The organism is Mycobacterium attenuatum (assembly GCF_900566085.1).
Classification (GTDB): Bacteria; Actinomycetota; Actinomycetes; order Mycobacteriales; family Mycobacteriaceae; genus Mycobacterium; species Mycobacterium attenuatum.
On the sequence record NZ_UPHT01000159.1, the window covers coordinates 24,681 to 31,662 of the forward strand.

The following is a 6,982-nucleotide window of genomic DNA, read 5'->3' on the forward strand; positions in this document are numbered from 1 at the left end:
CGCTGATAAGGAGCACTCATGGATTTCTCGACAACCGAAGCGGCAGCCGACCTCGGCGGGCTGGTCGACACGATCGTCGACGCGGTGTGCACCCCGGAGCATCAGCGGGGGCTCGACGGACCCGAACAACGATTCGACCGTGATCTGTGGGGCAAACTGATCGACGCGGATATCCTGACCAGCGCCGCGGCGCCGTCTTTGGGCGGCGACGGCTTCGGGGTGCTCGAGCAGGTTGCGGTGCTGGTTGCACTGGGCCATCAAGTGGCCGCGGTGCCGTACCTGGAGTCGGTGATGCTGGCCGCCGGTGCGCTGGCCCGGTTCGGCTCCGAGGAGCTGCAGCAGGACTGGGGGGTGCCCGCGGTCAGCGGGTCGAAGATCTTGACCGTCGCACTCGACGATGAAATGGGCGAGGGTCCGGTGCAGGCTGTTCGGGCCGGTGAAGGCTACCGGCTCACCGGCACGCGCACACAGGTGGGGTATGGCCCCGTCGCCGACGCGTTCCTGGTTCCCGCCGAAACCGATTCCGGCACCGTCATTGTGCTGGTCGCAGCCGAGGACCCGGGAGTTGCGGTGACCGCCCTGCAGACCACCGGCCTGGGCAGCGTCGGGCATCTGGCCCTGGATGGTGTTGCGGTGGACGGCTCACGTCTGGTGGCCCATAGCGATGCCCTGGCCTGGCTGCGGACCATGTATGCCTTGGGCCGCAGCGCATTTCAGCTCGGTGTGCTCGAGCGCGGATTGCAGATGACGGCCGAATATGCCCGCACCCGAGAGCAATTCGACCGTCCTATCGGAAGCTTCCAGGCGGTCGGGCAACGGCTGGCCGACGGTTACATCGACGTCAAAGGACTGCGGCTGACGCTGACCCAAGCGGCCTGGAAGGTCGCGGAGGACCTTCCTGCCGAACTCGACGTGGCCTCGGCCGCGTTTTGGGCTGCCGATGCCGGGCACCGGGTGGCGCATACGATCGTGCACATTCACGGCGGCGTCGGTGTCGACACCGATCATCCGGTGCATCGATACTTCTTGGCGGCCAAGGAGACCGAGTTCGCCCTGGGCGGCGCCACCAGGCAGCTGCGTCAGATCGGCCGGGAGCTGGCGGAGACTCCGGCCTAGGTTGATGACTTGTGTAGCGCGTCGCGGGCGCGAACGTGACTGCAGCGTCACGTTCGGGTGCGAACGTGACTGCGGCGTCACGATCGAGGCGACGAGGAACCCGACGCAGTGAGCGCTGATCCGACCGTTACCCAATTGCTGGTGCCGCTGGCCGAAATCGAGGACCGGGGCGTTTATTTCGGGGACTCGTTCACCAGTTGGCGTGCTCACCTGCAGCACGGCGCCGCCGTCGCGGCGGCCCTGCGGGAGCGCCTCGACCCCGCGCGTCCGCCGCATGTCGGGGTGCTGCTGCAGAACACCCCGTTCTTTTCGGCAATGCTGGTGGCAGCCGGAATGTCGGGCATCGTTCCCGTCGGCCTCAACCCGGTGCGCCGCGGTGCGGCATTGGCCCGTGACATCGCGCACGCCGATTGTCAGCTCGTGCTCGCCGACTCGGAATCAGCTGCGCCGCTGGGTGATATCGACCACATCAATGTGGATTCAGCCGGCTGGGCCGATGCTGTCGCTGTACACCAGGATGCGCGGGTCAATTTTCAATCCGCCTCGCCTGCAGACCTTTTCATGCTGATATACACCTCCGGCACCAGCGGTGACCCAAAGGCGGTGAAGTGCAGCCACAGCAAGGTCGCGATCGCCGGGGTGACCATGACCCAGCGTTTCGGGCTGGGCCGTGACGACGTCTGCTATGTGTCGATGCCGTTGTTCCATTCCAACGCGGTGCTCGTGGGATGGGCGGTGGCGCTGGCATGCCAGGGCTCAATGGCGCTGCGGCGCAAGTTTTCCGCTTCCGGGTTCCTGGCAGACGTGCGCCGCTACGGCGCCACCTACGCCAACTACGTCGGCAAACCGTTGTCGTACGTGCTGGCGACGCCGGAGCGACCCGATGACGCCGACAACCCGCTGCGGGCGGTGTACGGCAACGAAGGTGTGCCCGGTGACGTCGAGCGGTTCGGGCGCCGGTTCGGCTGCGTGGTCATCGACGGGTTCGGTTCGACCGAGGGCGGCGTGGCGATCAGTCGCACGCCCGACACTCCAGCCGGGGCGCTGGGGCCGGTGCCGGATGGAATTCAGATCGTCGACCCCGACACCGGTGAGCAGTGCCCGCCCGGTGTCGTCGGCGAGTTGGTCAACACCACCGGTCCCGGTCGCTTCGAGGGCTACTACAACGACGACGCCGCCTCCGCCGAGCGCATGGCCGGCGGCGTCTACCACAGCGGTGACCTGGCCTACCGCGACGTGGCCGGCTATGCGTATTTCGCTGGGCGGCTTGGTGATTGGATGCGAATCGACGGCGAGAATCTCGGTACGGCGCCGATCGAACGAGTGTTGTTGCGCTACCCCGGAGTCGCCGAGGTCGCGGTCTACCCGGTCCCCGATCCGGTGGTGGGTGACCAGGTGATGACCGCGGCGGTGATGGCGCCGGGCACCGACTTCGACGCCGAGTCGTTCCGGGCCTTTCTGGCCGAACAGCCCGACCTCGGTCCCAAGCAATGGCCGTCATACGTCCGGGTCAGCGCGACGCTGCCCCGCACCATGACCTTCAAGGTGCTCAAGCGCCAACTTTCGGCCGAAGGTGTCGACTGCGGAGATCCGGTATGGCCGATACCGCGATAGCGGATTTCGCCGAGGCACCGCTTGGTGTTGGGACCGGCCGGCCCGGATCGGTACTCGTGTCAGGCGACTATGCCCGTCGACCAAGGTGCACATGACCGGCGAACCGCATGCGTCACTCGAAGAGAGCTTTGCAGAGCTCGCTGCCGCAGTGCCGGCGGTCATTGGCCTGGCCGTCGCCGCACCGGGACAATCCGGGGCATCTGTGGTGGGCCGGTGGTCGTCCGGTGTTGCTTGGTCAACGATCAAGGTGCCGTTGGTGATCGCTGCACTGCGTCGTGACCGTGGCCGCGCAAAAGACTTGACGGTCAAGGCGATCACCGAATCAGACAATATCGCCGCGGAAGCGCTGTGGTCGCAACTGGGAGATCCCGCTGACGCGGCGCGGCAGGTTCAAGACGTACTCCAAGAAGCCGGCGATACGCGCACCGTAGTCGAATCCCGGCGGCTGCGAGAGGGTTTCACGGCATTCGGGCAAACGCAGTGGCCGCTGGACCGGCAAGCACAATTCGCGGCGTCCCTGCCCGGGATTTCCGACGCCGACCGTGTCATCGACTTGATGCATCATCTTATCGACGACCATCGTTGGGGGTTGGCCGCCAAAGGTGCTGCCGCGAAAGGTGGTTGGGGTCCGGGCAGCGAGGGCGGCTATCTGGTAAGGCAATTCGGAATCTTTCCCGCCGCATCTGGCCATACCGGTGTGGCGTTGGCGGCCCAGGCGAAGGCTTTCGAGGCCGGGGTGGATGCGCTCAACCAGATGACGGCCTGGCTCGTCGGCCGGGTCCCCGAGCTGATCCGGCGCTGACGAGCCGCCGGTGCTGGGGCTGCGTTATCCCAGCAGCGACGGCACCACCGCGTCGATCAGGTGCGGTCCGGGTTCGGCGAAGGCGGCGCGCAAGGCGTCGGCGAGCTCCTCACAAGTGGTGACGCGACGGGCTGAAACACCCATTCCCTCAGCCATCTTCACGAAATCCATTCTGGGAGGAGAGATGTCGAGAAGGTTCAGCGCCCTGGGACCGGGAGCAGACCCAGCGCCGACGCGCTGCAACTCGATCCGCAGGATGTCGTAGGCGCCGTTGTTGTAGATGACGGTGGTGACGTCCAGGTTTTCCCGCGCCTGGGTCCACAACCCCGAAATCGTGTACATCGCCGAGCCGTCGGCTTGCAGGCACAGCACCGGACGGTCCGGTGCCGCGACGGCAGCCCCCACCGCCGCCGGGATGCCGTAGCCGATCGCTCCCCCGGTCAGCGTCAGCCAGTCGTGGGGCGGGCACCCGGCGGTAGCCGCTGGCAGCAGCAGACCCGAGGTGGTGGATTCGTCGACGACGATCGCCCGATCGGGCATCAGCGCACCGATCACGTCGGCCGCCGTTGCCGACGTCAAAGGCCCCTCGGGAAGTTGCGGACGTGACGCTGCCGCCACCGGCGCGCTGGTGCCGGGTGCCAGCTCGTCGGCCAGCACGGTCAACGCCTTCGCCGCTCCGCTTGGCTCGGCGAGCACGTGCACCGCACATCCGGCCGGCACCAGGTCGCTTGGCATGCCGGGGTAGGCGAAAAACGACACCGGTGATTTGGCGCCGGCCAGCACCAGGTGCTTGGCCCCATCCAGTTGCGCCGCGGCTGCTTCTGCGAAGTAGGCCAGGCGCTCCACCGCGGGCACGCCGGCGCCGCGCTCCAGCCGGGTCGGAAACGTCTCACATAGCCAGCGGGCCCCCGTGGCGTCGGCGATCCGCGCGGCCGCGGCCAACCCCGTGCCCCGGGTGGCGTCCCCACCGATCAGCAACATCACGGGTTCTCCGGAGCGCAACACGTCGGCCACCGACTCCAGGTCCGCACCCGCCAGTACCGGCGGCTCGTGCGCGGTGGCGGCCGGCGCGGCGCCTTCTGACCACGAGGCGTCAGCGGGCAGGATCAGCGTCGCGATCTGCGGGCCCAGCCGGCTTGCAGCGACGGCGTCGGCGGTATCGGTTCCCACGTCACCAGCCGTCTGCGTCCGTCGCACCCATCCCGATACCGTGCCGGCCAGTGCATCGATGTCGGATTCCAGTGGGGCGTCGTACTTTTTGTGATAGGTCGCATGGTCACCGACGACGACCACCATCGGCACCCGCGCACGGCGCGCATTGTGCAGGTTGGCCAGACCGTTGCCCAGCCCGGGACCAAGGTGCAACAGCACCGCCGCGGGCCGGTCGGCGATGCGGGCGTAGCCGTCGGCCGCACCGGTGGCCACGCCTTCGAAAAGCGTTAATATACCGTGCATTTGGGGGACAGAGTCGAGTGCCGCCACGAAGTGCATCTCCGACGTACCGGGGTTGGCGAAGCACACTTCGACACCGCCGTCGACCAGAGTGCTGATGAGGGCCTGAGCGCCGTTCATGGAATTGCCCTTCCTGCCGCCGGTCCGCCTACCAACTTCCCGAATACACGTGTGGCGTTGCGGTGCAAGAAGTCTCGTCGGGCCTCATCGGTGAGACCGAGTTCGTCGAGACCCGCCAGAGCGTGCTGGTGGGCGATCATCGGATAATTGGTGCCGAATAAGACTTTTCGTTGTCCGGTAGCGGTTTTCATGAAGCGCACCAGCTCCGGCGGTAGCCGCTTGATGGTGTAGGCGGAGGTGTCGATGTAGACGTTTCCGTGCTTGCGGGCCACCGCGACCATTTCCTCGGTCCACGGATAGCCGACGTGCCCGCACACGATCACCAGTTCCGGAAAGTCCAGTGCCACCTGATCAATGTAGGGAATCGGACGTCCGGTTTCCGACGGCCGCAGCGGCCCGGTATGTCCGACCTGAGTACAGAACGGCACCGCGGACTCGACGCATTCGGCGAACAACGGGTAGTAGCGGCGGTCGGTCGGTGGGGCGTTCCACAGCCACGGCACCACCCGCAGGCCGACGAACCCGTCGCGCACGCGGCGCCGCAGTTCCCGAACCGCTGCCATGGGACGGTCCAGGTCGACCGTCGCCAAAGCGACAAACCTGTGGGGATTCGCAGCGACCCATGCGGCGACCTCGTCGTTGGAGATCAGCTCCTGGCCGCCGGGGGCTTGCCACGCACTGAGCAGGCCGACGTCAACGCCGGCGGCGTCCATCGCCGCGAGCGTTGCCTCGATCGGGATCTCGGTATCGGGTATGGACTCACCGGTCCATCGCCGGAGCGACGCCAACATGTCGCTGCGCAGGAACCGCTGCGTCGGGTGCTGCATCCACACATCGATGGTCATCGCGCTTCGAACTGTAGACGCCGTGCCGGCTCCGTCGTGCGGCCCGGTGGGATGTGATGTCGATATTGATCTGCCCGAGCCATCTTGGCCGGTGGGAGACCTCGTCTACGCGCTAAATACGCCGTGGTCGACAAATTCTCATGGTCACTGTTTTCCTGATTTTTAAGGGATGTATGCGGCATTAAGCGCTTCGTACAAACTGAATAACTGGTGAGTGCAAGAAAAACCAAACCAAAATCCAATAAAGGGCGGACAAATTGGACGAGTCGTAGCTAGGCTCCCGCCTAGCGACGCCGGCGTGGGGCGGTGTCTGCCGACACATCCCCGGACACCGGTTGGAGTTTTCCGTCATGTCATACGTGCTCGTTTCGCCGGACATCGTCGCCGCCGCCACCCAGGATTTGACCAACCTCGGTTCAGCCGTTGGTGCCGCCAATGCCGCCGCGGCCACCTCGACCACAGAGGTATTGGCCGCGGCCACCGATGAGGTGTCGGCGCGTATTGCGGAGCTATTCGGCGCATACGGCCGCGAATACCAGGCCATCAGTGCTCAGGCAGAGGCGTTTCACGCCCGATTCCTGCAGGCGTTGGGTGCCGGCGCGGGAGCGTACGCGTTCGCTGAGGCCGCCAACGCGTCACCATTGCAGACCCTCGAGCAGGACGTGCTCAACCTGGTGAATGCGCCGACCCAACTGCTGCTGGGCCGACCGCTGATCGGCAACGGTGCCAACGCGACAGTCCCCGGCGGCGCTGGCGGAGACGGCGGCATCTTGTTCGGCAACGGCGGCAATGGGGCAGCTGGTGGTCCCGGCCAAGCTGGTGGCGCCGGCGGGTCGGCGGGGCTGTGGGGCAACGGCGGCATGGGTGGCGCCGGCGGCGTTGGCGCGAACGGCGGGGCCGGTGGTAACGGCGGGTGGATGCTGGGCTTTGGCGGCACCGGCGGCATGGGCGGAACGGGCGCGGGTGCCGGCGGTGCCGGCGGCCACGGCGGTTTCTTGTGGGGTGGCGGCGGGGCCGGCGGCGTCGGCGGGAT

Annotated in this window: 6 protein-coding genes; 4 read left to right on the plus strand and 2 right to left on the minus strand. The window is 66.7% G+C overall.

Annotated elements, in window-relative coordinates:
• Window positions 1–18 precede the first annotated feature (18 nt).
• The 3 genes from EET13_RS25475 to EET13_RS25485 all read left to right on the plus strand — a co-directional run bounded on the left by EET13_RS25475 (window position 19) and on the right by EET13_RS25485 (window position 3,532).
• Complete coding sequence (locus EET13_RS25475; RefSeq protein WP_122444860.1) at window positions 19–1,116, plus strand: acyl-CoA dehydrogenase family protein; 1,098 nt, start codon at window positions 19–21, stop codon at window positions 1,114–1,116.
• Window positions 1,117–1,224: 108 nt separating this feature from the next.
• Entirely contained in the window at window positions 1,225–2,730 is a 1,506-nt protein-coding gene (fadD17, locus tag EET13_RS25480; protein WP_122444861.1) for a long-chain-fatty-acid--CoA ligase FadD17, read from the plus strand.
• A 91-nt stretch (window positions 2,731–2,821) separates the two neighbouring features.
• Complete coding sequence (locus tag EET13_RS25485; RefSeq protein ID WP_122444862.1) at window positions 2,822–3,532, plus strand: serine hydrolase; 711 nt, start codon at window positions 2,822–2,824, stop codon at window positions 3,530–3,532.
• Between the two features lie 24 nt (window positions 3,533–3,556).
• On the opposite strand, the gene EET13_RS25490 is transcribed toward EET13_RS25485, so the two are convergent.
• Window positions 3,557–5,104 (minus strand): acetolactate synthase large subunit, encoded by a 1,548-nt coding sequence (locus tag EET13_RS25490; RefSeq protein ID WP_122444863.1) that lies wholly within the window; start codon window positions 5,102–5,104, stop codon window positions 3,557–3,559.
• Window positions 5,101–5,949 (minus strand): amidohydrolase family protein, encoded by an 849-nt coding sequence (locus EET13_RS25495; RefSeq protein WP_122444864.1) that lies wholly within the window; start codon window positions 5,947–5,949, stop codon window positions 5,101–5,103. Before EET13_RS25495 ends, EET13_RS25490 begins: the two co-directional genes overlap by 4 nt.
• A gap of 350 nt (window positions 5,950–6,299) precedes the next feature.
• Here EET13_RS25495 and EET13_RS25500 point away from each other — a divergent pair.
• On the plus strand, window positions 6,300–6,982 hold a 683-nt coding region (locus EET13_RS25500; protein ID WP_136623252.1), incomplete at its 3' end, for a PE family protein.